The sequence below is a fragment of the Mesorhizobium sp. BR1-1-15 genome (assembly GCF_020165475.1).
Taxonomy (GTDB): domain Bacteria; phylum Pseudomonadota; class Alphaproteobacteria; order Rhizobiales; family Rhizobiaceae; genus Mesorhizobium.
Map to the genome: position 1 here is coordinate 123,654 of NZ_JAIUIF010000012.1, position 24,688 is coordinate 148,341.

The following is a 24,688-nucleotide window of genomic DNA, read 5'->3' on the forward strand; positions in this document are numbered from 1 at the left end:
CTTCCAATCCGGGGAGGAGGATAGCATGGCAGCAGAGGGTGCGGTCGCAGTGCGCGGCGGGCTGAGGTCGGCACTGCCGCTGCTGGCGCCCGCCTATCTCTGGCTGACGGTGGCGATCTTCCTGCCGTTGTCGGCCATGGTGTTCTTCTCGTTCATGACCGACCTGCCGCTGACGGGAAAGCCGTGGGCGTTCACGCTTGGCAACTACGCCGCCTTCTTCTCGCAGAACCTTTACCTGACGCTGCTGCTCGCCTCGCTGCGCCTCGGCCTCGAGGTGACCTTGTGGTGCATCGTCATCGGCTATCCCGCGGCTTATGTACTGGCCAAGGTGCTGAAGGGGCGCAGCCGCGAGGCGATCTTCCTGCTCGTCATCCTGCCGTTCTGGTCGAACGGGCTGGTGCGCATCTTCTCCTGGGCGATGGTTCTGCGCGAAGGTGGCATTCTCGACACCGCGCTCAACGCTGTGCTGCCGTTCAAGATCAACATCGACCTCATGTATTCCTATCCGGCGATCATCATCGGACTGGTGCACTCCTATGTGCCCTACATGGTGCTGACCTGTTATCTCACTTTGCAGGCGATCGACGATTCATTGCTCGAGGCCGGACGCTCGCTCGGCGCCTCGCGGCTGCAGGTGCTGAAGCGGGTCATCATCCCGCTGTCGATGCCGGGCCTGGTGGCGGGCGCGGCCCTCATATTCGTGCCCGTCGTCGGCTCCTTCATGGAGCCGCGGATCCTCGGCGGCCGCAGCGGCACCTTTTACGGCACGGTGATCGAGGACCAGTTCGTCGCCGTGTTCAACTGGCCGCTGGGGGCCGCACTCTCCTTCATTCTGCTGGCCGTCGTGCTGATCATTCTGGCGCTGGCCGCACCGGTGCTGCGGAGGGTGGCGTGATGGCGACGACGCGTATCCTGGAGTGGCTCGGCCGCTTCTATATCGCGGTGCTGCTCGCCTTCCTGTATTTGCCCATCATTATCATGGCGCTGATGTCGTTCAACGTCTCGCCATTCTACCAGCTGCCGTTCGAGTGGACGACGGAATGGTACGCCTCGCTGTGGCAGAACGACCAGCTCATCGCCGCCACCTGGAACAGCATCGAGATCGCCGTCATCACCACGGTCATCTCGACCGTGCTCGGCTCGGCGGCGTCCCTGGCGCTCTACCGCAATGAATTCCGCGGCAAGAAATTCCTGCAGGCGCTGTTGTTCCCACCGATCGCCATTCCCTGGCTGATCACCGGCACGGCGATGCTGATCTTCTTCTTCGGCATCGGCATTGGACGCGGCCTGTTCGCCATCCTGCTCGGCCATGTCGCGCTGGCGCTGCCCTATGTCATCGTCGTCGTCTCGGCCCGGCTGCAAACCTTCGCGCCGGAGTTGGAAGAGGCGGCACGCTCGCTCGGGGCCAATCAGTGGCAGGTGACGAACCGGGTTACGCTGCCGTGGATCATGCCGGGTGTGATCGCGGGCGGCTTGTTTGCGTTCGCCGTGTCGTTCGACCAGTTCGTGGTGTCCTACTTCCTGGCGACGCCGGGGCAGACGACGCTGCCGGTCGAGATCTACGCCGCGATCCGCAAGGGTTTCACGCCCGAGATCAACGCGGTCTCCACCATCATAATCGTGGTGTCAATGGCGCTGATGCTGCTCACAGCGCGCTTCTTCAAATTCGGCGGAGAGAAATAATGGCGGGCGTCCAGGTATCAAACGTCTCGCGCAGCTTCGGCGCGCACAAGGCGTTGGACGACGTCTCGATCGATTTCGTCGATGGCGGCTTCTACGCGCTGCTTGGGCCATCAGGCAGCGGCAAGACCACGCTGCTCAGGCAAATCGCCGGCTTCGATTTTCCCGACAGCGGCCGCATCGCCATCGGCGGCGAGAGCGTCGAGCGGGTACCGGTCGAGAAGCGGCGCATCGGCATGGTGTTCCAGAACTACGCGCTGTTCCCCAATATGAGCGTCGCCGACAATGTCGCCTTCGGCCTGTCGGTGCGCGGCGAGGCCAAGGCGGTGATTGCCACCGAGGTGCAACGCGCGCTCGACCTCGTTCAGCTCGGCTCGCTCGGCGGTCGCAAGCCGCATCAGCTCTCCGGCGGCCAGCGCCAGCGGGTCGCGCTGGCGCGCGCCATCGTCACCAAGCCACGCGTGCTTTTGCTCGACGAGCCGCTCGGCGCGCTCGACAAGGCGCTGCGCGTCGACATGCAAATCGAGCTCAAGCGCATCCAGCGCGAGATCGGCATCACAACCATTTTCGTCACCCACGACCAGGAAGAGGCGCTGACGATGAGCGACCGCATCGGTATCTTGCGCGATGGCCGGCTGGTGCAGGAAGGGCCGCCGGAGGAGATCTACGACAGGCCGAAAAGCGAATTCGCCGCCATCTTCCTCGGGGATGCCAACATCTTTCGCGGCGATACCACCGGCAACGGCATCCGCTTGGCGGACGGCACGACGATCGCCGCCGGGGCCGGCGCCAGGCTTGCCGCCGGCGCAAAGGCAAGCTGCGCCGTGCGTCCGGAGCGTATTCGGATTGCCCTGGATGCCGGAACTTCGGGCGGCGATGCCAACATACTGAAGGGCCAGGTTTGCAAACGCATCTTCGCCGGCAACAACAGCACCTACTTTGTCGAGCGTGCCGGCCAGACGCTGAAGGTCATCGTCCAGAACACCGGCGCTGACAGGCTGGCGGAAGGTCAGCATGTCGTACTACGCTGGTCCCCGCAGAGCACGGTGTTGATCCCTGCGGGGTAGTTCACTGAACTGCTGGCGTTCCTTCGCGCCATAAGATCGAGTAGGGGCCAGAGCGGCAATGACGTTGGAATTGACTGCCGAGGACCAATCCATGCTCGACGGCGAGCAAGGGCCGTCGGCGGCCGCGGCCATGAAGATCCTCGTCGCCTTTTCCAAAGCCGTCGGAGCGGACAGCCTCCTCGACATTGCCGGCGCCCATATCGATGGCTGCCTCTACCATGGCACGGCAGGGCTCGATTTCGTCGAACGGCTGGTCGAGGGCGGCGGCCGCGTGCAGGTGCCGACGACGCTCAATGTCGGCTCATTCGATCTCATCCATCCCGGCATGGTGAAGATGCCCGCGGCGGAGGAAGCGCCGGCGCGGCGGCTGATGAAGGCGCATATCGAGCTCGGCTGCCAGGCGACCTTCACCTGCGCGCCCTACCAGACGCGGTTCCGGCCAGATTTCGGGCAGCAGATCGCCTGGGGCGAATCCAACGCCATCGTGTTTGCAAATTCGGTGATCGGCGCGCGCACCAACCGCTATGGCGATTTCATCGACCTGTGCTGCGCCATGACGGGCCGCGCGCCGGCCTGGGGCCTGCATCTGAGCGAGAACCGGCGCGGCCGCATCCTGTTCGAGCTGGACTTTGCTGAGCCAGAGCCGAGCGACGCCCTGTTCGTCGGCGTCGGACTGATCATCGGGCAACCCAGCGGCGATCGCGTTCCGGTTGTCACAGGTCTGCCACGGCCGCGCGACGAGGACCAGCTGAAGGCGCTGGGCGCGGCAGCAGCGACTACCGGCGCCGTGGCGCTGTTCCATGCGGTCGGCATCACGCCCGAAGCGGGAACGCTCGACGAGGCGTTCCATGGTCAAGCGCCGGAAGAGACGATCCGCATCACGCGCGCCGATATCGATCATGCACTGGCCAAGCTGTCGCGCGTACCCGACGGGGCGCCGCTGGCGGCCGTGTCGCTGGGCACTCCGCATTTCTCGCATGCGGAATGGATGCGCCTGCTGCCCTTGCTGCGTGCCATCGCGCCGGGCAGGGGCATCCCGATCTATGTCAACACCGGTCGCGCGACGCTGACGCGATTGCAGGAGGAGGGCGCGCTTGATGGCACACAGGCGTTCGGCCTGATCCCCGTCGCCGACACCTGCACCTATGTCACTGCGATTCTGGAACGGCTCGACGGCGTGGTGATGACCAATTCCGGCAAATGGGCGCATTACGCTCCGGGCAATATCGGCGTGACGGTTGCGTTCGCGGATATGGCGGATTGCATCCGCTCCGCCGCGGTGGGGCATGTCATGCGGGGCGCGTCATGACCGCGCCGGTGGAACCGGGCGTCGTCCAGCGATCCGGCACCTTCCAACTGGCCGGGAGTGCCGAGGGCCGGGCGTTGGTATTCTCGCAACCGCTGAGCTTCTGGGGCGGCGTTGATGCCACGACAGGCGACATAACGGATCACTCGCATCCTGGCCTCGGCCAGAACGTCGCCGGGAAAATCCTGATCATGCCGAGCGGGCGCGGCTCCTCGTCCTCATCCTCGGTGCTGGCCGAGGCAATCCGCAGGGGCACGGCTCCGGCCGGCATCCTCCTGGAACGGCCTGACCCGATCCTGGCAGTGGGCGCCATCGTCGCGGAATTTCTCTACGGGATCAGCATGCCGCTGGTGGTCTGCGACATTAACGGCATTGTTTCCGGCGAGCGGATCGCGATCGATGTCGGCGGGGATGACAGGGCAATTGTCCGCAAGGAAACCGTTTCCTGACCAAGCTCGACGCGGACGACGAAGGCAGTTGCGGCTTCGCTCCCCGCCAAATCTCATTTCTTTCAAAACGGCCTTCCGTTCGAACAAACTTTTCGCCCGGCCCGAAACATTGGCACGATATTCCAAGCGGCGCGGTTGACCGGAGGCGGGTTGTCTAGCCTATAATTCTACTAAATTCATAGACTAACTTCGCCGGCGCTGCACGGCATGGTCCGCCTGAGCGGCAGCAAGAAGGGAGCGCATCGATGCCGAAGACAGAATCCAACTCGATCGAGCTTGGCACCAAAGCGGCCGATTTCCTGCTGCCCGACGCACAAGGCGTGCCGCACCGGCTCGGCGATTTCGATGCAAAGCCCGCCTTGCTCGTCGCCTTCATCTCCAACCGCTGCCCTTTTGTCGTGCTGATCCGCGAGCAGCTTGCCGCTTTCGCCAGGGAATATGCGGGCAAGGGGCTGCAAGTGGTGGCCATCAATGCCAACGACCATGAGGCGCATCCCGAAGAGACGCTGGCCCGCATCGGCGAGGAAGTGGAGAAATTCGGCTATTCCTTCCCCTATCTCAAGGATGCCTCGCAGCAGACGGCGAAAGCCTATGGCGCGGCCTGTACACCCGACTTCTTCCTGTTCGGCGCCGACCGGCGGCTTGCCTATCATGGCCAGTTCGACGATGCGCGGCCGGGCAACGGCAAGGCGGTGACGGGCGCCGACCTGCGCGCGGCGGTCGACGCGGTGCTGGAGGGCGGCAGGCCCGCCGCCGACCAGGTGCCGTCGATCGGCTGCAACATCAAATGGAGCGCCGGCAATGAGCCGGCGTGGTTCTCGGGCGCTGCGCGCGCTGCTTAGCGCCTCGCACTCCTTCGCAGAGCATCCATGTCCATGCCTCAAAAATCCGCGTCCGACAGGCTGCAACTCCAGGCCGACGTGCTCGTGCTGGGCGGAGGCCCGTCCGCAGCCTGGGCGGCGGTCGCCGCTGCCGAAAGCGGCGCGCAGGTGGTGCTGGCCGACAAGGGCTATCTCGGCACCAGCGGCGCCACCGCGCCGTCCAATACGGGTACCTGGTGCGTACCGCCGGGCGACAACAGGCATGCGGTGGTCGAGCGACGCTGGCAGCGCACCGGCGAGCTTGCGGACCAGCGCTGGATGCTGCGCTGCGTAGACACGGCCTATCGCAACCTGCTCAGGCTTTCCGAGTGGGGCTATCCGTTCCCGAGCGAGGATGACGGCCGGCTCTACATCGCCAATCTGCGCGGGCCCGACTACATGCGCTTCATGCGCCGCCGTGTGCTTCTGGCTGGCGTTACCGTGCTCGACCATCATCCGGCGCTGGAACTCCTGTCGGATGGCGATGCCGTCGTAGGCGCGGCCGGTATCGGCCGGCAGGCCGGCCAGGACTGGCGCGTCGACGCCAACGCAGTGGTGCTGGCGACCGGCGGCTGCGCTTTCCGTGAGCGCATCCTCGGCGGGACTGGACTGACCGGCGACGGCTATCTGATGGCGGCGGAGGCCGGCGCCAGCCTGTCGGGCATGGAGTTTACCGGCAAATACACGTTGGCGCCCTTTGGATCTTCGCTGAACAAGGGGCTGCCGTTCCGCTGGGCCTCGTTCCATCGCGAGGATGGATCGCCGATCCTGGGCCCTGCCGGTGAGCCGCTGCGCAACGGCATCGGCGACCGCGAGGACGAGGTGGCGCGCGCATTGATCGAGGGACCGGTCTATGCGCGGCTCGATCAGGCGGAGCCGGCGCTGCAAGGCTGGTTGCGCCAAGGGCAGCCGAACTGCTTCGTGCCTTATGACCGCGCCGGTGTCGACCCGTTCACCGAGCTGTTCCGCATCACCCTGCGCGCCGAAGGCACGGTGCGCGGCACCGGCGGCATTGACATCGTCTCCGACGACTGCGCCACCGGCGTGTCCGGCCTCTATGTCGCAGGCGACGCCGCCAGCCGCGAGATCATGACCGGAGCGGTATCGGGCGGCGGCGCCGTCAACTCCTCCTGGGCGCTGGCCAGCGGCTGGTGGGCGGGCAAGGGCGCCTCAGCCCATGCAAGGCGTCGCGGCGGCAAGGCATTCCGCGGCACCGCGGAACCGCTCGGCCAGGCCGGCCTGCGCCCGGCGGCAGCGGCGCGCGCCGACATCGCGGCAGCCGAGGTCATCGAGGCTGTGCGCAACGAGGTGACGCCGCTCGACAAAAATTTCTTCCGCAACGGCGAGAGCTTGGAGAAAAGCCGGGGGCGGCTGGAGAGTGTCTGGCGCGACGTGCGCGACCATCTGCGGGGCGAAGGGGTGGACCGGGTCCGCGCGCGCGAGGCGGCGTCGATCGCCGCCGCGGGGCGCTGGTCGGTGGCGGCCGCGCTGCATCGGACAGAAAGCCGCGGCATGCATCGGCGCACCGATCTGCAGGGCAAGAACCCGGCCCTCGCGCATCGGCTGGTCATCACCGGCGTCGACGACTTCCGCATTGCCGGGGCGCCGGAGCGCCTGGCGGAGCTGGCGTCATGATCGAGATCGTCTCGGCCGCGCGCTGCGTCGAATGCGACATCTGCGTCAAGGTGTGCCCGACCAATGTGTTCGACGCTACCAAGAACGGCGCGCCTGTGATCGCCCGTCAGGACGACTGCCAGACCTGCTTTCTCTGTGAAATCTACTGCCCGACCGACGCGCTTTACGTGGCCGAGTTCGCCGAGGGGCCGACCGGCATCACGGAAGCGCAGGTCGAGGCACGTCAACTGTTCGGCGGCTACGCCCGCGCACTCGGCTGGAAGCGCGGCAAGGCCGGCGGCTCTGAAATCGACCCGACGCACCGCATCCGCGTGGCGCAATAGGAAGCGACAGGACATGGACCGCATCGTCGTCAGCGATATCAAGAAGACCTTTCTGCTCAAGCCGGGGCAGTTCGTCACCGTCGACGGCGAGGAGACCGACCGCGTCACCGTGCTCGACGGCGTCGATCTTTCGATCCGCAAAGGCGAGTTCATCACTTTGGTCGGCCCGAGCGGCTCGGGCAAATCTGTGCTGCTCGACATCATCGGCGGGCTGACGCAGGCGAGCGGCGGCGATGTCCAGCTCGACGGCCGGCGCATCACCAGGCCGGATCCTAAGACCGGCTATGTCTTCCAACAATATGCGCTGTTTCCCTGGCGCACGGCGCTGGCCAACATCGAATACGCGCTGGAGGTGCGTGGCGTCGCCAAGGCCGAGCGCACGGTGACGGCGCGCCATTTGTTATCGTTGTTCGGTCTTGCCGGTTTTGAGGACCGTTTCCCCAACCAGCTCTCCGGGGGCATGCAGCAGCGCGTGGCGATCGCCCGCGCCTTGGCGAGCAACCCGGAAGTGCTTTTGATGGATGAACCCTTCGCCGCACTCGACCAGCAGACGCGCGAGCTCCTGCAGGGCGAGTTGCTGCGGATCTGGGGCAAGATCAAGACAACAGTGATCTTCGTTACCCATTCGATCGACGAGGCAATCTTCCTCGCTGACCGCGTGGTGGTGATGACGGCGCGGCCGGGCGCGGTGAAGGAGATCATAGACATCGACCTGCCACGGCCGCGCGACGGGGACATCCGCGCCAGCGCCGGATTCAACGGATATCGCGGCCGCGTCTGGGACGCGCTGCGCGATGAGGTCAACAAGGCGCAAAAGGACTGGACGCTGTCGCCAGCCTTCAGTCATTGAGGAGGTAGAGCCATGGCTTATCTTACCGAAAAGTTCGGCCCTGCCGGCGCTCTTCATCTGTTTGCCGGCGCCGGCGAGACGGCGGCCGCCGCAAGAGTCCCGGCCATCACCGCCCACAGTGCCAAGGTCCGGCGCAAAGGGACGAGCCACGGGACTTTCCTTTACGGCTTGCCGCTGCTCGGCCTGTTCTTTCTCGTGTGGGAAATCGCGCCACGGCTCGGCTGGCTGAACCGCATCTTCTTTCCGCCGCTGAGCGAGGTGCTGGTCGCTTGGTGGAACCTGCTCGCCTCGGGCGTTCTGGTCGAACATATCGGCATCAGCCTGCAGCGCGCTGCGATCGGCTTCGCTCTCGGCGTGGTGGTGGCCATTCCGCTCGGCCTGCTGATGGGGCGCTACTCGCTGTTCGAGAAGGTCTCTGACCTGCTTGTGCAGACGCTGCGCAACACCTCGCAATTCGCGCTGCTTCCGGTGTTCATCCTTTTGCTTGGCATCGGCGAGGAATCGAAGGTGGCGATCACCTTCTACTCCTCGGTCTTCTTTCTGCTGGTCAACACGATCAGCGGCGTCAAGTCGGTCGATCCGCTGCTGATCAAGGCGGCGCGCTCGATGGGTACGTCTGACTTCGACCTGTTCCGGAAGGTTATCCTGCCGGCCAGCATCCCCTCTGTTGTCGCCGGCGCAAGGCTGGCGGTGAAGTCGTCGCTGTTCGCGGTGATCGGCGCCGAGATGCTGGCGGCCAAATCCGGCCTCGGTTTCCTTATTCAGAACTCGCAGTTGATGATGGAAACGGCGGACATGTATGCCGGCATCCTGACGCTGACCGTCATCGGGCTCACCGTCAACTATTTGCTCGTCTGGTTCGAGCGCTGGGCGACCGCCTGGAAAGGCCAGTCCGAGTCCTCGCTCATCTGAGCCGTTCACTCATTCCAATCAGCAAGGATTTTCCTCATGTCCAACATTGCATTCGACGGATTTCGCCGGCTGTTCCTGAAGGGCGCCATTGCCGTCGTCATCGGCCTTGGCGGCATGCCCGCCTTCGCGCAGGACAAGCCCGAATTCATCCGCATCGGCAGCACCGCGCCGGGGCACCTCAAATTCGTCCTCGCACAGAAGGACGGCTGGTGGGAAAAGGAGTTCGCCAAGGACGGCATCAAGGTCGAACTTGTCACCTTCAATGGCGGCTCCGAGGCGACGACGGCGCTTGCGACAGGCGCCATCGAATTCACCTATACTGGCAACAATCCCGCGTTGCGCGTCGCCGCCTCCGGCGCCGATGTCAAGCTGATTGGCCTGTCGAGCTATGTGCGGTCGGGCGGCTCGTATATCGTGGTCAAATCCGACTCTCCACTGAAGACGCTGCAGGACCTCAAAGGCAAGAAGGTCGCCTATCTCACCGGTACGGTGCGGCACTCGAATTTCAACAAGGCGCTGAACAGCGTCGGCCTGACGACCGGTGATGTCGAGGGATTGAACCTGCCTTTCGAGGCATCCGGCCCGGCACTGCTGCGCGGCGACATCGACGCCCTCGTCGAAACGGATTCGACCGCGGCCAAGTTGGTCGACACCGGCGAGGCACGGGTGCTCTTCGACACCAGCACCCATCCGGAATGGAACGTGCCGAACGTCATTTCGGTCAACGGCGCCTTCGCGGCGAAATATCCCGACCTGGTCAAGCGGCTCCTGAAGGTCGACATCGAGATTTCCCGCTGGGCCGATGCCCATCCCGACGAGACGATCAAGACATTCGTCGAGGCGACCAAGTCGTCGGAGAAATCGGTGCGCAAGACCTATGCCGACGGCGTCTTTCACCAGGATCCGAGGCTGACCGACGATGCGATCGAGGCGCTCAAGGGCGAAGAGAAATTCATGGCCGGTGCCGGGCTTTTGAAGGGCTCGATCGACTACGGCAAATGGATCGACAAGAGCTTTGTCGACGCGGCCGGCGCGGAAGTCGCGGCCGTCCAGTAGCGGGCGTGCTGAACGGGCAGGGGTTCCGGCGCCGCTCCATTTCAGAGAGTGTCAGATCTCCGGGATGTTCTCCTTGAAGATCACCTGGAGCCTCGGCTGGTGCAATTCGTAAGGCAGTCTCCGGACCGCATGGGTCAAGGTGTTGAGCGCTTCGCGCGCTTCGACGCGCGGGTTCTGGTCGATGACCGCGTCGAGCGTGCCGTCGAGCAGAAGCTCCTTGGTGCCTTCGGTTACCTCATGGCCGAGGAAAACCATCGATATCGCACGGCCGCGCTCCTTGAGCGCGCGGGCAATGCCGGTGTTGCCCGCGCCGACATTGTAGATCGCGGCCAGGTCGGGGTGCCGCTCCAGAAGGGCTGATGCCTCCGAATAGGCCTTTTCGCGGTCGTCAAGCATCTCGCGCATTTCGACGATCTCCAGATTGGGCGATTCCTCGGCCAATATGTGCCGGAATCCCATCTCGCGTTCCTCATGGCCGCGATAGGAGAGCGAGCCGGCGAACAGCGCCACCTTGCCAGGACGTTCCGACCCCATGAAACGGTTGAGCAAATAGCCCGCCAGCCGTCCGGCGGCGCGGTTGTCGATGCCGATATACGCGACCCTTGGCACATGCAGGATGTCGGAGGCGATGGTCACCACCTTGACGTCGTTGGCCGACAGCGAGCGGATCGCCTCGCGCACCGTCGGATGGTCGAGCGCGATGACGCCGACGCCCTGAGTCTGGCCGCGCAGATCCTGCAAAAGGCGTGCGAGCCGGTCGGGATTGAAGCCCTCTATGGTGGCGATGTGGACATCGAGATCCGGCCGCGCCAAGGCTTGGGCTTCGATGTGGCGATGCAGCATCTTGATGAAGGAATTGGTGCCGGCCGGCAGCGCGAAGTCGAGCCGGATGACATCGCCGGACAAGGGCTTGAGAGGCGCCCCGTTCGCGCCTTCGGCGATGTAGCCAAGACGCCGCGCCATTTCGAGCACGATTTCGCGCGTGCGCGCCCGCACACCCGGACGGTTGTTGAGAACACGGTCGACGGTGGCGGCGGAAACGCCGGCTTCCCGGGCGATGTCAGTCAGGGTGGAACGCACCGTCTTTCATCTCCTCAATGCATTAGGATCACGCAATGCCGACCGCCGGCCGGGTGGCGACTGCTCTTCGCCATCCGCGATTCTGATGGGAAATGATGTATCCGGCCTTGGCCGATGCGCAAGCCGCCGGGCTAAATCAGATCGCCCGGCAGGATCGCATCGCCGTGGGAAGATAGATTTCCCATCAAATCGAGGCATCAGGAGCGGTGTATGGATTCCGGTATGACGCATTCCTTCGCCTTTCTGCTAGATTGTGAGGTGTTTTGATTATTCATGATGTTGACAGCCTCCCGTGACTGCCGTCAATATCCCTCATGGGCTCGTGGAGGAAACATTGGCCCCGAGGGAGGGAATTCCAATGCCTGATCCGATCCGCATGCCGCGGCTCCGGTTGCCAGCATCTGGAGGCGCGTTGGCGAGATGACGACGGCCGCGAAGACAGAATTCTGGGAGGAAGACATGGCAGGCAAAGGCTTCGAGCCGGACGTGAAGGTTCGCACCAGGGAATTCAAGATCGGCTGCGTCGGCGCCGGCATGATCATGGCCGAATGCCATCTCGCGGCCTATAGGGAAGCAGGCTTTCCTGTCGTGGCGATCGCTTCGCGCACAAGGGCGAATGCGCAGAAGGTCGCCACGCGCTGGGGCATTCCGACCGTCCACGACACGCCGGAACGACTGATCGAGGATCCGCAAGTCGAGATCATCGACCTGGCTTTCCCACCGGACCAGCAGCCGGCGCTGATCCGCCACGCGCTGAAGCAGAAGCACATCAAGGCGATCCTGGCGCAGAAGCCGCTGGCGCTGTCGGTCGAGGAAGCGGTGAAGCTGCGCGACGAGGCGGCGAAGGCGGGCAAGATCCTCTCGGTCAACCAGAACATGCGCTACGACCAGTCGATGCGCGTGCTGAAGCAGATCATCGACAGCGGCGCGCTCGGCGACGTCGTCTTCGCGCAGATCGACATGCATGCGATCCCGCACTGGCAAGGCTTCCTCGAGGAGTACGACCGGCTGACGCTTGCCAACATGAGCGTGCATCATCTCGACGTGCTGCGTTTCCTGTTCGGCGATCCCGATGAGATCACCACGCTGACGCGCAAGGATCCGCGCACGACTTTCGAACACACCGACGGCATCACCGTCTCGACGCTGCGCTTCCCGTCCGGCGTGCTTGCCGTGTCGCTCGAGGATGTCTGGTCCGGCCCACGCCAGGAAGGCTACAAGGACGACCAGCACATCAACTGGCGCGTCGACGGCACCAAGGGCGTCGCCAAGGGCACGATCGGCTGGCCGACCGGTGCGGCCTCCACGCTCACCTATGCCTCGGCCGAGACGACGGATGGCGAGTGGGTGAGCCCAAGCTGGGACACGATGTGGTTCCCGCATGCTTTCATCGGCGTGATGGAACAACTCCAGCACGCGGTGAAGACAGGCACGCCACCGGCGCTTTCCGTGGCCGACAACGTCAAGACCATGGCGCTGGTAGAGGCGGGTTACCGCTCGATCGCTTCGGGCCGCACGGTCAAGCTTTCCGAAATCTCGACAAACCCGATCAATTGAAATCACTGGTAACTGAATCGCTTACAGGGAGGAATTCACACCATGATGCAGGCAGGTATTTTCACGGGCTATTTCCCGTACGGCCTCGAAGAGACGGCGAACAAGATCCGCGGGCTCGGTTTCAACACGGTGCAGCTCGACCTGCATTTCAGGGATATCGACCTGTCGGCCGGGCAGATCACCAAGGACAAGGCCAAGACCGTGCGCGATGTCTTCCGCGACCACAACCTGCCGGTCTGCTGCGTGTCGGGCTACACCAACATCATCCATCCCGACAAGGCAGAGCGCGACAAGCGCGTCGGCTACCTCAAGGAGATCATCCGCAACGCCCGCCATTTCGGCTCGCGCTACGTGATCTCGGAAACCGGCACCTACAACACCGAATCCGACTGGGTGCACCACCCCAAGAACAAGACCGAGGAGGGGTTCGAGGAATGCCGCAAGGTGATCGCTGATCTTGCGCAAACCGCCTATGACCATGGCGCGGTCTTCCTGCTCGAAACCTATGTCAACAACGTCGTCGGCTCGGTCGAGGAAACGGTCAAGATGTTCGCGCAGGTCGACCATCCCGGCCTGGGCCTCTTGATGGACCCGACGAACTACTTCGAGACGCACAACATCGACAGGATGGACCAGATCCTGAACCAGGTGTTCGACACGTTGACGGACAAAATCAAGATAGCGCATGCCAAGGACGTCAAGCGCTCGGGCAGCGACAAGTCGGAAAAGCACGCCGACATCGGCGATGAGGATGCCATGGAAAGCCACACCTTCCGCGGCGTCGGCGAGATCGAACTGCCGGCGCCCGGCCTCGGCTCGCTCAACTACGACCTTTATCTTCAGCGGCTTGCCGAGAAGCACCCGAACATTCCGGTCATCATCGAGCACCTGTCGGAAGACGACGTGCCGCGCGCCAAGACATTCCTCGACGGGAAGTTCCGCGCCAACGGCCTGTGACGGCCGGCCGCGCCGCCTGTGCATGGCGGCACGGCTCCAAACAAGGAGGAAAGCAATGTTGAAATTTGCATTGAAATTGGCGGCCGCCGCGACCGTGCTTGCCGGCATCGCGTTCGGGTCGGCCGCGCAGGCACAGGACGGCCAGAAGACCTTTTATCTGCTGTCGCATGGCGGTCCGTCGGACGCTTTCTGGATCGACTGGAACGCCGGCGCTACCAAGGCCTGCGACCAGCTCAAGGTGACCTGCAAGATCTCCTTCAGCGGCGGCGACATGGCGGCGCAGAAGGAAGCCTTCAATTCCGCGCTTGCCGCCAAGCCCGACGGCATTGCCACCACCTCGGCGCAGCCCGGCCTGTGGACCGAGGAGGTCAAGGCCGCGAAGGCCGCCGGCATCCCGATCGTGTTCTTCAACACCGACGACCCGGCGACGGGGCGGCAGGCCTATGTCGGCGCCGACCTGAAGGAGGCAGGGGCGATCTGGGCAAAGTATCTTGTCGACCACAAGATGGTGAAGCAAGGGGATAAGGTCTTCCTGCCGGTCGAAGTCCCCGGCGCCAGCTATCAGCAGCTCGAGACCGAAGGCATCGCCAGCGTCTTCGATCCGCTCGGCATCAAGTATGACGTGGTTGATTGCGGCACCGATCCGGCCGGCATCATCGCCAAGATGACCGACTATATGGTTGCCAACAATCCGCCGGCGATCATCGCGCTCGGCGATTCCGTGGCGGCCAGCGTCAAGCGGGTCTTCGATGGCGCCGGCGTGCCGGCAGGCAAAATCCCGGTCGTCGGCTGGGGCAATTCGAAGGAGACGGCGCAAGCCGTCAAGGACGGTTTCGTCAACGCGGCCGCCTGGCAGTACCCATCGGCGCAGGGCTTCATGCCGGTAGCACTGCTCGGGCTTGCCGCCTCGGGCGAGCCGATCGGCTACGACATCCATACATTCGGTCTCTACGACGCCTCGAGCGTCGAGCCGATCCTGAAACTCTACGACAAGAAGTGAAAATGGGCGCCCGCCGCGCCGGCGGCGGGCGCCCTGCTAACAGCATGGTTCAGAACGTCATGGCAGTCACCGCGGAAGAGGGCGCAACTAGCGCCAGGAGCAGGTCGAGGCTGATGCGCTCGCCGCAATTTTCCTCGTTCATCATCCTCGTCGTCCTTCTCGTGGTGTTCGCGGTCGCGGACGGCAATTTCCTGTCGCCGCTCAACATCTCCAACATGATGGCGTTCCTGCCCGAGCTCGGCATCATCGCGCTCGGCATGACGCTGCTTCTGACGGCCGGCGAGTTCGACCTGTCGGTCGGTGCCGTATTCGGCCTGGCGCCGGTCGTCGTGATGCTTCTCGTGCAGAACGGCGGGGTGGATATCGGCGTCGCCCTTCTGGCCGGACTTCTACTGTGCATCGCGATTGGGGCGATCAACGGGGTGATCGTCACCAAGATCGGCATCTCGTCGTTCCTGGTGACCCTGTCCATGCTGCTGATCGTGCGCGGCGCGGCCCTCTACATCACCCAGGGTTTCCCGCTGAAGTCGTGGGACCAGCCTGGCTTCTTCGTGACGCTGCTTGCCGGCAGCTTCAATATCGGCTCGTTCCGCTTCTATACCTCGCTGTGGTGGTTCGTCGGCCTGTCGTTGCTGGCAATCTACGTCCTGCGCTATGCCAAGCTCGGCAACTGGATCAGCGCCATCGGTTCCAACCGCAACGCGGCGGTGGCGCGCGGCGTGCCGGCGGACGCCGTCAAGATCTGGCTGTTCATCGCCACCTCGGTGCTGGCGGGGCTTGCCGGCATGATCAGCGCCTTTCGCATCTCGGCCGCTTCGCCGGTGGCCGGCACCGGTTACGAACTTGAGGTGATCGCCATGGTGGTGGTCGGCGGCACGGCGCTGACCGGCGGGCGTGGCACCATCCTGGGCACCATCGTCGGCGCGCTGATGCTGCGCGCCATCCGCAACGGCATCGTGCTCGTCGGCGTGCCCGGCCTTGCCTACAACATCTTCGTCGGCGTGATCATCCTCGCCATGCTCATCCTGCACGCTTTGCTGCAGAAAAACGCGGCAAGGAGCTGACGATGATGCAAGAAGTGCTTCGGCTGCAGAACCTGCAAAAATCCTTCGGCAGCGTGCGCGCGCTGAAGAATGCCTCGCTGACGCTGAGAGAAGGCGAGATAGTGGCCCTGCTCGGCGACAATGGCGCCGGCAAGTCGACGCTGATCAAGGCGATTTCTGGCGTCTTCCCGGTCGATCGCGGTGACATCTATGTGCGCGGGCAGAAGGTTTCGATCCGCTCGACGCGCGACGCGATGGATCTCGGCATCGAGACCATCCACCAGGATACGTCGCTGGCGCCGGATCTCAGTATCGCGCGCAACCTCTTCCTCGGCCGCGAACCGGTCAATTTCAAATGGTTGGGCGTGTTTGCGCCGCTCGACCTCGCCAAGCTGCGCGATGCCGCTTCCTCCCTGCTGAAGCGCGTCGGCATCTCGAAAAAACTCGACGCCGACGCGCTGGTCTCGACGTTGTCGGGCGGCGAGCGCCAGTCGATCGCCATTTCGCGGGCCATGCAGTTCGCCGCCAAGGTGATCATCCTCGACGAGCCGACCAACAATCTCGGCGTCGAGGAAACTCATGGCGTGCTGCGCTTCGTCAAGGAGATGCGTCAGGCCGGCCATTCGGTACTGCTCATCACCCACAACATCCACCACGTGTTCGAGGTCGCCGACCGCATCATCGTCATGCGCCGCGGCGAGATCGTTGCCGAGCAGACGGTCGCCGATACCGATCTGCTGACCGTGGAAAGCATCATCACCGGCGCCGACCTGTCGGCTCTGATGAAGAGGGCGCAGTGACGGCATGGTAGAGCTTTACGGCAAGACGCTCTCGCGCCGGCAGGTCTCGGAACGCTCCGGCATGCTGTCGCAGTTCGCCGGCGTGCGGCTGATGACGCTCGGCGACGGGGTGGAGCGCGGTGTCCGCATGCTGGAGTTCCGCACCGGCGCCGGCCTGCGCTTCACCGCACTCGTCGACCGCGCGCTCGACATCGCCGATTGCGACTTCAAGGGCCAGGCGATCGGCTGGCACTCGCCGGGCGGTTTTCGCAACCCCGGTCTTCACGACTATGAGGGGGAAGGGGGGCTGGCCTGGGCGCGCTCCTTTTCCGGTTTGCTGGTCACCTGCGGCCTCGACCATATACTGGGTCGGGAAGAGGTGCCGGCCGAGAACTACAACTATCCCGGCAAGAAGACCGTGATCCATTCGCTGCATGGCCGTGTCGGCACCATCCCGGCGCGGCTGACCGGCTACGGTGAGGCGTGGGACGGCGACCGCTGCGTGCTGTGGGCCGAAGGCATCGTCCAGCAATCGGCGGTATTCGGCGAGGATCTGCATCTGATCCGGCGGATCGAGGCGGATGTCGGCGGCAACGAGATCCGGCTGTCCGACCGCGTCGTGAACCATGGCTTCAATCGCACGCCGCATATGTATTTCTACCATGTGAATGTCAGTCATCCCCTGCTTGACGAGGGCTCGCGCTACCTCGCGCCAATCCGCGACGTGGTTTGGGCCGGCCATGCCGGCGAGCGCTATGAGGCGCAGAAGGTCGGCTACCGCACCGTGCCGGAACCGCGAATGGGGTTCAGCGAACAGGTCTGGCAGCATGAAATGGACGCCGATGGAAAGGGCGAGGTACCAGTGGCGGTGGTCAACGACCGGCTCGGCCTCGGCTTCGAAATGGTGACGCGGAAAGACCAGCTGCCTTGCGCCTATCAATGGCAGAATTTCCAGGCCGGACAGTATGCGCTGGGTATCGAGCCATCGACGCATCATGTGCTCGGCGATCTCGCCGCGCGCGAACGCGGCGAGATGATCTGGCTGGAGCATGACGAAGGCCGCGCCTACGATGCCGTGTTCCGGGTCCTGGACGGCAGGGAAGCTATCGCCGGCGCCGAAGCGAGGATTGCGGCAATCGCCCGCCAGCCCGAACAGGATTATCCTCGGCCCTCCGGCAATTTCCGGAGACTGGCGGGCCCGGCATGAGCGCGACATGTATTCAAAGCAAGCCCTCCGGCCGGCGGGCCGGATTGCGAGCGGTGCGAGAAGTTTGGAGGCCCGTGTGAAGACGATGGCAAAAAAGCGGGATTACAGCCTGGTCGGTGAAAGCACCAGGGCCGCGATCGAGACCGGCCTGGCCTCCGCCGAATGGTACCACACCGATGTCCCCCGCAAGGTGATGAAGGAGCTGATGCAGCGTTCCGACGGGCCGGCGATCCGCGACACCATCATCTGGATTGTTGCGATCCTGGGGTCGGCCGCCGGCATTATCTGGTTCTGGGGCTCATGGTGGGTGGTGCCGTTCCTGTTCGTCTACGGCGTGCTATACGGCTCGTCGAGTGACTCGCGCTGGCACGAATGCGGCCATGGCACGGCCTTCCGCACGCGCTGGATGAATGATGTCGTGTACCACATCGCCTCCTTCATGCTGATGCGCAATCCAGTGCAATGGCGCTGGAGCCATGCCCGCCACCACACCGACACCATCATCGTCGGCCGCGACGCCGAGATCGCCGTCATGCGGCCGCCGGACCTGTTGAAGGCGGCGCTGGCCTTCACCGGCATCCTCGATTTCCGCTATTCGCTGCCGACGCTCGTGCGTCAGGCGTTCGGCAAGCTGTCCGACGAGGAGAAGAGCTATGTTCCGGAAATGGAATGGGCAAAGGCCGTGACGGCCGCGCGGTGGCATGTTGCCGTGTACATTGCGACGATCGCTGTCGCGGTCGTCCTCAGGTCATGGATACCGGTGGTGCTGATTGGTTTGCCGCGCCTCTACGGCACCTGGCACATGGTGACCACCGGCCTGCTGCAGCATATCGGGCTGGCCGACAATGTCGTCGACCACCGGCTCAACACGCGCACCGTCTACATGAACCCGATCAGCCGGTTCATCTACTGGAACATGAACTATCATGTGGAGCACCACATGTTTCCGATGGTGCCCTATCATGCGCTGCCCAGGCTGCATGATCTGATCAAGCACGACCTGCCCGTGCCGAACCCGTCGATGTGGCATGCCTATCGCGAGGTCTGGCCGGTCCTGCTCAGGCAGCTGAAATACGAGGACTACTACCTCAAGCGCGAGCTGCCGCCGACGGCCAGGCCCTATCGCGGCGAATTCCATGAGTTCGACATGTCGGCGGCGGCTGAATAAGGGGCGCGAATGGTTGCGGGAGACAGAGATGGCCGATTGGATTGAAGCGTGTGGGGTGGACGATGTCGAGGAAGAGGATGTCATCCGCTTCGACCACGGTGGCCGAACCTTCGCGATCTATCGCTCCCCGGAGAATGAATTCTTCGCCACCGACGGTTTCTGCACGCATGAGAAGGCACATCTCGCCGACGGGCTGGTGATGGACGACATCATCGAATGTCCAAAGCACAATGGCCGCTTCAACTATAAGACCGGCCAGGCCAAGGGCGCGCCGGTCTGCGTCAATCTTGCGACCTATCCGGTGAAGATCGAAGCTGGCAAGGTGATGATCGAGATCTGAAGCGCGGCACACCGATCCGGCACCGCGGCAAGCAAAAGAGGAACGTTTAATGAGCCGAAAGAGACTGACCGTCGCCGACCTGCGCGCCATGAAAGGCAAGCGTCAGCTGACCATGCTGCGCGTGCTGACCCTGGACGAGGCGGAAGCTGCCGAGCGGGCAGGGGTCGATATCGTCTCCGTGCCGCCGGAACTCGTGCTCAACCCGCAATACCGCGATGCGGCACCGAGCCTGTTCACCATGCCGGGAGACAATTTCTACGAAATCGGCACATCGGATGATTTCCTGCGTTGGGCTTTCCGGCTCTACAAGGCCGGCGCCGACGCGGTCTATTGCAGCGCGGGCTACGCCACCATCAAGCGGATGGCGGACGATGCCATCCCCGTCATCGGCCATGTCGGCCTCATTCCATCCCGCGCGACGTGGACCGGCGGCTTCAAGGCGGTCGGCAAAACCGCCGACACCGCCATGCAGGTGTTCGAAGCGGTGAAACAGCTCGAGGCCGCCGGCGCGATCGGCGCCGAAATCGAAGTGGTGCCGGTCGAGGTCGCCAAGGCGATCTCCGAGCGTACCTCGCTGATCATGCTGTCGATGGGCGCGGGCACCGGTTGCGACGCGCAATATCTGTTCGCCGAAGATATCCTCGGGCAGAATCGGGGCCACATGCCACGACACTCCAAGGTCTATCGCAACTTCTCCGCTGAATATGATCGGTTGCAGGCGGAGCGGGTGGCCGCATTCTCCGAATATGTCGCCGACGTCAACAGCGGCGTCTATCCCGAGGACAGGCATGTGGTGCACATGGACCCGGCCGAGCTACGCCTGTTCCTCGACAAGGTCGGCCGGGGCTAAGATCGGCTGCCATCTGTCGCTGGCGAGCGCGGCATGAAGCGCTTCGGCTTCGATGCCGAGCGCCCGATCCTCCTTCAGCGCCGGCACCAGCGCGCGTATCGCCGTATGGATAGCGGCTGTGCGCGGCGCCAGCGTCAGCCCGTCGCGCAGGTCGACGGCCTGGGCGGCCGCCATCAGTTCGAAGGCGATCAACCGGCGCCACAGTGCGATCATGGCGGCGCATTTCGAAACGGCCAGCGGCGTTTGCGTGGCATGGTCCTCGACGTCCTCGGAGACGGGCAGGAAATCGAGCATCACCGGATTGGCCTCGTGGCGGATGGCGGCCAGGATCGATGTTACCGCCTTCTGCAGCGGCGCGAAGCCGGCCGATGCGCCGCCGACCGGCGACAGGTATTTCGGACCGCGCTCATCGTGCCATAGGGCAGGACCAGCGCGCCACGCTTGATCCACTCGGTCTTCAGCAGCGGCTGCGGTTCCGGCAGCCGCGAGGCCTCGACGACGATGTCGGCGCCCTCGACGCAACTTTGCCAATCGGCCACAGCCTTGACCGGCTTGCCGAGATCGGTGGAGAGCCTGGCGGCAAAGCCGTCGCGGCTTTTCCGGCCGGCGCGAATGGACACGGATCTGGACGCCGTCGGTCAAATGCTGTTCAAAGCGGTCCGTCATGACTGCCATTCCCGAGATTGAAGCTTCAGCCGACCCAGCCAGGAATTCGCGGCGTGTGGCGCTGATCGTCGCCATCGCCTTCTTCATGCAGCTCTTGGATTCGACGATCATCTCGACGTCGCTGCCGCAGATGGGCGCCTCCTTCGGCGTGCCGGCGGTGGCGATGAGCATCGGCATCACCATTTATATGCTGACCATGGCGGTGTTCGTGCCGCTGTCGGGCTGGCTCGCCGACCGGTTCGGCGCGCGCAACATCTTCCTGATGGCGATCGCACTGTTCACGCTGGCTTCGCTCGCCTGCGGCTTCTCCGAGAATCTCACCGAGTTCGTCGCGGCGCGCGCCGCGCAAGGGCTGGGCAGCGCATTGATGACGCCGATCGGCCGCATCCTGGTGCTGCGCAACGCGTCAAAATCGGAACTGCTCAACGCAACCGCGCTCATCACCTGGCCGGCGCTGTTCGCGCCTGTCGTTGGTCCGGTGCTTGGCGGTTTCATCACCACCTATCTCTCCTGGCACTGGAATTTCTTCATCAACATCCCGCTTGGGCTGATCGGGCTGGCGCTGGTCGCCCGCTTCATCCCCGGTGACCGTGAAGCCGATCCCAAGCCACTCGACTGGCCGGGTTTCTTCCTGACATCGGCGGGACTTGCTTGCCTTCTCTGCGGCCTCGAGCGTATCGCGCATCCCGACGACGGCGTGCTGCCGACGGTGCTGCTGGTCACGGCAGGGATCGTCATCGGCTGGTTGGCGGTGCGGCATCTCCGGCGCGCGCCCCATCCGCTGCTCGACCTGTCCTCGTTCAAGGTGCTGACCTTCGCCATCTCGACGCTTGCGGCCGGCACCATATTCCGCGTCGCGATCAACGCCACGCCGTTCCTGCTGCCGCTTTTGTTCCAGGTCGGCTTTGGCATGAGCCCGGTCGATGCCGGCATGATGATCCTGGCCTATTTCCTCGGCAATCTCGGGATGAAGACGGTGACGACGCCGATGCTGCGCCGCTTCGGCTTTCGTTCGGTGATGATCGTCAACGGCGTCATCGCGTCCGCGTCGATCATGGCCTGTGCGGGGATCTCGCCGCAGACGCCGCAGGCGCTCGTGGTGGGGCTGATGCTGATCGCCGGTCTGTCGCGTTCCATGCAGTTCACGGCGCTGAACACGCTGGCCTTCGCCGATATCGCCGCGGCGCAGCGCAGCTCGGCGGCGACGCTGTCCTCGATGCTGCAGCAGGTGGCAATGCTGTTCGGTGTGGCGATAGCTGCGGCGATCCTCAACTTGTCGCAGATCGCCAGGGCCCACCCGGCGCTGGACCTCGTCGATTTTCGAGTCACCTTCCTGGTGATCGGCGTCATCGGGCTGGTGGCGTCGTTCCGTTTCCTGGTGTTGCCGAGGACCGCCGGCGCCGAGGTTTCCGGCCACATGGCCGGGAACTGAAATCGAATTTTCCCATCCACCGCAGGGTTAAATTCCATCTTCGCCTTGCGCCTTGGTGTCGTGCTTGCGCAAGACGCAGGGATGGCGCAAACAATTGCCAAAAGTGCTGAAGTTTCCAGGCATTGCGCCAGCATCAGCAATCAATGCGTCCACATCGCGAGTCTCGTCGGCAGTCCGTGTTTTGAACGCGGATTCATTTGACGAACCGACGTTGAGCCGATTAGCTTTCTTCCCAGGGGCGGCAGCGCTGCCGCCGGGGTGAAGACAGACAATGAGTGCGATCGGTCGGCCGAGTTTCAAGAGCCTGAACCAGGAAGGCATTGTCTTTGCCATAGCGGTGATGCTGTTCATTGCCGCGGCCATAGGCCTGCCGGGCTTCATCGCTCCGAACAATCTCGTTGCCATCGTTCGTTCGGTCTCGGTACTGGGCATATTGGCATTGGGCATGGCGGTCGTCATCATCGGCCGCGGCATCGACCTGTCGGCGGTGGCGATCATGGCGATGTCGGTCGCCTGGTATCTGCAATTGATGAATTCAGGAACGCCTGACGGGTTGGCCTTCGCCTATGTGCTGGCCGGCGTTCTCGCCATCGGACTGCTCAACGGTTTTCTTGTCGCCTATGCCGACGTCCCGGCGATCTTCGTGACGCTGGCGACCGGCTCCTTCGTCTTCGGCTATGTGCGCTCGCAACTGATCACGCAGGATGCCGTTCCGGTGCCGCAGGGCCATTGGGTGGAACTGCTCGGCGGCCTGCGCTTCCTCGACATTCCCATCGAGGTGTTCGTCTTCGCCGCACTGGCTTTCCTGTTCTTCCTGTTCCTGCGCTACACCAAATGGGGCCGCTACATCTATTTCGCCGGCGACAATCCGGTCGCCGCGCGCAACATCGGTATTCCAGTGCGGCCGATGCTGGTGCTGCGCTATGTGCTTTCCGCCTTCGTGGCGCTGATCGCCGGCCTGCTGACAGCGGCCAGCCTGCATTCGATCAACACCCGCGTCGTCAACTCGACGCTGCTCTACGACATCGTGCTGGTGGCGGTGATCGGGGGCATCGGGCTTTCGGGCGGACGAGGCGGGGTGCGAAACGTGCTGGTCGGAGCGGCGCTGATCGGCATCCTGCTCAATGCGATGACCATCATCGACATTCCGCTGCTCTACCAAAACCTGATCAAGGCGGCGATCCTGCTCGGTGCCATCATCGTCGACGGCATCATCAATCCGCGTGACGAACAGACGGCGCAGCAGGGCGACATCTAGAGCATGATCCCGAAAAGTGGGAACTTTTCGGAAAAGATCATGCTCAAACAGGAAGACTAAACCAAAGCGGACGGTTGGGGCCGGCCGTAAATAACAACGACCAACCAGAGGATGTGACATGAAACTGATCAAAACATTGATGGCCGCCGCGACGGCGCTTGCGGTCACCGCGTTCGTGGCGCCGAGCTTCGCTGCCGACGATCCCGGCCCCGCTGCCTATGCGCAGGCACTCAAGGGCAAACGCGTCATGCTGGTGCCGCTGGCGATGGGCTTCGACCTGGCGCAGGGCTGGGCGCACTATCTGAAGACCGAAGTCGAGGCCTGGGGCGGCACGTTCGAGACGCGTGATCCGAACTGGGTCGTCGATGCCGGCGCGCAGGCGATCACCGATGCCATCTCCTCCGACACCAGGCCTGACGTGCTGATCATCCACGCGCCCGACCTCAATTCCTACTCCAAGCTGATGAAGAAGGCGCAGGCAGCCGGCACCTACGTGATCTTGGTCGACAATCCCGCCAATTTCCCGGCCGATGCCTTTGTCGGCAGCGATTGGGACCGGCTCGGCCAACTCGAGGCGGAAGCCGCGATCAAGGGCTGCGGCGAGAACTCGTCCAAAAAGATCGGCCTTGTGCAGGGCGATCAAGCGAACTCCTCCAGCCTTTATCAGTACGCCGGCATCATGAAGGTACTGGAAAAGCATCCCGAGTTTCAGGTCGTGGCCAAGCCCGACTCCAACTGGGATGCGACCACCTCGCGCAATGTCACGACGACGATGCTGCAGCAGAACCCCGACATCTGCTCGATCATCGACTTCTGGGATGGTGATGCTACTGGCGCGTCGGCCGCGATCCGTGATGCCAAGCTCGAGGGCAAGGTTTTCCTGGTCACCACCGGAGGCGGCGAAAAGGCGGCCGACTGCGACAAGCTGCAGGACGGCACTTATGGCGCGGTTGTCATGACCGACCTTGCCCGGCAGTCGGGGGACATGAACGCCATCATAAAGTTCCTGCTGCAGAGCGGCCAGCCGGCCGGCACGTCGCACACCTACATCTACACGCTGGAGAAGGCGACGACCAAGGCCGACCTCAAGCCCGACAGCTGCTGGGACCTGAAGGCGCTGCAAGCGGAAGCTGCGGCGAAGTAGGTCGCGAGTTTACGCCTGATATCAATATGGCGGCCGGGTTGTACGTGGACAATCTCCAACCTCGGCGCT

Annotated in this window: 25 protein-coding genes and 1 pseudogene; 23 read left to right on the plus strand and 3 right to left on the minus strand. The window is 63.7% G+C overall.

Annotation, left to right across the window (positions count from 1 at the left end):
- Positions 1 to 25: 25 nt before the first annotated feature.
- The 11 genes from LB541_RS20450 (at position 26) to LB541_RS20500 (ending at position 10,138) form a co-directional block, all read left to right on the plus strand.
- Positions 26 to 895: an ABC transporter permease gene (locus tag LB541_RS20450; protein WP_140521545.1), complete on the plus strand. Its 870-nt coding sequence runs from the start codon at positions 26 to 28 to the stop codon at positions 893 to 895.
- Complete coding sequence (locus LB541_RS20455; protein ID WP_140521546.1) at positions 895 to 1,683, plus strand: ABC transporter permease; 789 nt, start codon at positions 895 to 897, stop codon at positions 1,681 to 1,683. The genes LB541_RS20450 and LB541_RS20455 overlap by 1 nt, the downstream gene beginning before the upstream one ends.
- Positions 1,683 to 2,747 (plus strand): ABC transporter ATP-binding protein, encoded by a 1,065-nt coding sequence (locus LB541_RS20460; RefSeq protein WP_140499909.1) that lies wholly within the window; start codon positions 1,683 to 1,685, stop codon positions 2,745 to 2,747. Before LB541_RS20455 ends, LB541_RS20460 begins: the two co-directional genes overlap by 1 nt.
- A gap of 58 nt (positions 2,748 to 2,805) precedes the next feature.
- Entirely contained in the window at positions 2,806 to 4,056 is a 1,251-nt protein-coding gene (locus LB541_RS20465) for an aconitase X (protein ID WP_140499907.1), read from the plus strand.
- Positions 4,053 to 4,502, plus strand: coding sequence for an aconitase X swivel domain-containing protein (locus LB541_RS20470; protein ID WP_140499906.1), 450 nt, complete (start codon positions 4,053 to 4,055; stop codon positions 4,500 to 4,502). The genes LB541_RS20465 and LB541_RS20470 overlap by 4 nt, the downstream gene beginning before the upstream one ends.
- 245 nt (positions 4,503 to 4,747) lie before the next feature.
- The gene (locus LB541_RS20475) at positions 4,748 to 5,344 is read left to right on the plus strand and encodes a thioredoxin family protein (protein WP_224619448.1); all 597 of its coding nucleotides are present in this window, start codon (positions 4,748 to 4,750) and stop codon (positions 5,342 to 5,344) included.
- A 27-nt stretch (positions 5,345 to 5,371) separates the two neighbouring features.
- Complete coding sequence (locus tag LB541_RS20480) at positions 5,372 to 6,997, plus strand: FAD-binding protein (RefSeq protein ID WP_224619449.1); 1,626 nt, start codon at positions 5,372 to 5,374, stop codon at positions 6,995 to 6,997.
- Complete coding sequence (locus tag LB541_RS20485; RefSeq protein WP_224619452.1) at positions 6,994 to 7,320, plus strand: ferredoxin family protein; 327 nt, start codon at positions 6,994 to 6,996, stop codon at positions 7,318 to 7,320. The genes LB541_RS20480 and LB541_RS20485 overlap by 4 nt, the downstream gene beginning before the upstream one ends.
- A gap of 13 nt (positions 7,321 to 7,333) precedes the next feature.
- Positions 7,334 to 8,170, plus strand: coding sequence for an ABC transporter ATP-binding protein (locus LB541_RS20490; RefSeq protein WP_140499899.1), 837 nt, complete (start codon positions 7,334 to 7,336; stop codon positions 8,168 to 8,170).
- A gap of 12 nt (positions 8,171 to 8,182) precedes the next feature.
- Positions 8,183 to 9,082, plus strand: coding sequence for an ABC transporter permease (locus LB541_RS20495; protein WP_140582292.1), 900 nt, complete (start codon positions 8,183 to 8,185; stop codon positions 9,080 to 9,082).
- A 36-nt stretch (positions 9,083 to 9,118) separates the two neighbouring features.
- Entirely contained in the window at positions 9,119 to 10,138 is a 1,020-nt protein-coding gene (locus LB541_RS20500; protein WP_140515877.1) for an aliphatic sulfonate ABC transporter substrate-binding protein, read from the plus strand.
- A gap of 51 nt (positions 10,139 to 10,189) precedes the next feature.
- Here LB541_RS20500 and LB541_RS20505 read toward each other — a convergent pair whose 3' ends face one another.
- Complete coding sequence (locus tag LB541_RS20505; RefSeq protein WP_140515875.1) at positions 10,190 to 11,218, minus strand: LacI family DNA-binding transcriptional regulator; 1,029 nt, start codon at positions 11,216 to 11,218, stop codon at positions 10,190 to 10,192.
- Positions 11,219 to 11,677: 459 nt separating this feature from the next.
- Here LB541_RS20505 and LB541_RS20510 point away from each other — a divergent pair, with 459 nt between their 5' ends.
- The 9 genes from LB541_RS20510 to LB541_RS20550 all read left to right on the plus strand — a co-directional run bounded on the left by LB541_RS20510 (position 11,678) and on the right by LB541_RS20550 (position 20,119).
- Complete coding sequence (locus LB541_RS20510) at positions 11,678 to 12,775, plus strand: Gfo/Idh/MocA family protein (protein ID WP_140728481.1); 1,098 nt, start codon at positions 11,678 to 11,680, stop codon at positions 12,773 to 12,775.
- Positions 12,776 to 12,817: 42 nt separating this feature from the next.
- The gene (locus LB541_RS20515; RefSeq protein WP_224619454.1) at positions 12,818 to 13,732 is read left to right on the plus strand and encodes a sugar phosphate isomerase/epimerase family protein; all 915 of its coding nucleotides are present in this window, start codon (positions 12,818 to 12,820) and stop codon (positions 13,730 to 13,732) included.
- A 55-nt stretch (positions 13,733 to 13,787) separates the two neighbouring features.
- On the plus strand, positions 13,788 to 14,732 hold the full coding sequence (locus LB541_RS20520) for a substrate-binding domain-containing protein (RefSeq protein WP_140561048.1): 945 nt from the start codon (positions 13,788 to 13,790) through the stop codon (positions 14,730 to 14,732).
- Positions 14,733 to 14,791: 59 nt separating this feature from the next.
- Positions 14,792 to 15,796 (plus strand): ABC transporter permease, encoded by a 1,005-nt coding sequence (locus LB541_RS20525; RefSeq protein ID WP_224619455.1) that lies wholly within the window; start codon positions 14,792 to 14,794, stop codon positions 15,794 to 15,796.
- 2 nt (positions 15,797 to 15,798) lie between these two features.
- A complete protein-coding gene (locus LB541_RS20530) occupies positions 15,799 to 16,575 on the plus strand; it encodes an ATP-binding cassette domain-containing protein (protein WP_140499887.1) in 777 nt (258 codons plus the stop codon).
- Between the two features lie 4 nt (positions 16,576 to 16,579).
- Positions 16,580 to 17,761 carry an aldose 1-epimerase family protein gene (locus LB541_RS20535; RefSeq protein WP_224619456.1) on the plus strand — a complete coding sequence of 394 codons (1,182 nt, stop codon included), beginning with the start codon at positions 16,580 to 16,582 and terminating at the stop codon, positions 17,759 to 17,761.
- A gap of 85 nt (positions 17,762 to 17,846) precedes the next feature.
- Complete coding sequence (locus LB541_RS20540) at positions 17,847 to 18,929, plus strand: fatty acid desaturase family protein (RefSeq protein WP_224619465.1); 1,083 nt, start codon at positions 17,847 to 17,849, stop codon at positions 18,927 to 18,929.
- A 28-nt stretch (positions 18,930 to 18,957) separates the two neighbouring features.
- Positions 18,958 to 19,269 (plus strand): MocE family 2Fe-2S type ferredoxin, encoded by a 312-nt coding sequence (locus LB541_RS20545; protein WP_140651064.1) that lies wholly within the window; start codon positions 18,958 to 18,960, stop codon positions 19,267 to 19,269.
- Positions 19,270 to 19,318: 49 nt separating this feature from the next.
- Positions 19,319 to 20,119, plus strand: a complete 801-nt coding sequence (locus LB541_RS20550; protein ID WP_224619457.1) for a 3-methyl-2-oxobutanoate hydroxymethyltransferase — start codon at positions 19,319 to 19,321, stop codon at positions 20,117 to 20,119.
- On the opposite strand, the gene LB541_RS20555 is transcribed toward LB541_RS20550, so the two are convergent.
- Together LB541_RS20555 and LB541_RS20560 are read right to left on the minus strand one after the other, a co-directional pair.
- Positions 20,084 to 20,569, minus strand: a complete 486-nt coding sequence (locus LB541_RS20555; RefSeq protein ID WP_411969805.1) for an aromatic amino acid lyase — start codon at positions 20,567 to 20,569, stop codon at positions 20,084 to 20,086. The two genes, LB541_RS20550 and LB541_RS20555, sit on opposite strands and share 36 nt — an antisense overlap.
- Positions 20,518 to 20,770: pseudogene (locus LB541_RS20560) on the minus strand (ornithine cyclodeaminase family protein); the annotation flags it as partial. The pseudogene LB541_RS20560 and the gene LB541_RS20555, both read right to left, overlap by 52 nt.
- A 13-nt stretch (positions 20,771 to 20,783) precedes the next feature.
- Here LB541_RS20560 and LB541_RS20565 point away from each other — a divergent pair.
- The 3 genes from LB541_RS20565 (at position 20,784) to LB541_RS20575 (ending at position 24,619) form a co-directional block, all read left to right on the plus strand.
- Positions 20,784 to 22,217: a DHA2 family efflux MFS transporter permease subunit gene (locus LB541_RS20565; RefSeq protein WP_224619458.1), complete on the plus strand. Its 1,434-nt coding sequence runs from the start codon at positions 20,784 to 20,786 to the stop codon at positions 22,215 to 22,217.
- 271 nt (positions 22,218 to 22,488) lie between these two features.
- Positions 22,489 to 23,475 carry an ABC transporter permease gene (locus LB541_RS20570; protein ID WP_224619459.1) on the plus strand — a complete coding sequence of 329 codons (987 nt, stop codon included), beginning with the start codon at positions 22,489 to 22,491 and terminating at the stop codon, positions 23,473 to 23,475.
- 118 nt (positions 23,476 to 23,593) lie between these two features.
- Positions 23,594 to 24,619: a sugar ABC transporter substrate-binding protein gene (locus tag LB541_RS20575; RefSeq protein ID WP_140499876.1), complete on the plus strand. Its 1,026-nt coding sequence runs from the start codon at positions 23,594 to 23,596 to the stop codon at positions 24,617 to 24,619.
- The last annotated feature ends 69 nt before the right edge of the window (positions 24,620 to 24,688 follow it).